Source organism: Virgibacillus sp. GM2-2, from assembly GCF_055329585.1.
In genome coordinates, this window is sequence record NZ_JBUZWC010000179.1 from 1 (window position 1) to 231 (window position 231).

Annotated in this window: 1 pseudogene; it reads right to left on the reverse strand. The window is 69.3% G+C overall.

Annotated elements, in window-relative coordinates:
• Window positions 1-231: pseudogene (locus ACY9Z2_RS19455) on the reverse strand (hypothetical protein); the annotation flags it as partial.

Here is a 231-nt window from a genome sequence, read left to right on the forward strand (position 1 = left end):
GGCTGACTCGGCGTCCGGGGCGATCCCATAGCGGGTGAGGTAGGTGGGGGCCCAGACAGCGATGCTCCAGTTGACTGTCGCCTGGGCGGTGTCCAGGGCAAAGGCCAGCCAGACGGTTGGCACAGCCAGCACCCGGCGGAACTCGGCCGGGGAAAAGCGCCCGGTATATTGGCCGCCGCCTTCGACTGCGGCTTCGGTGCCTCCCCGCTGCGGCTCCCGCACGAACAGGAA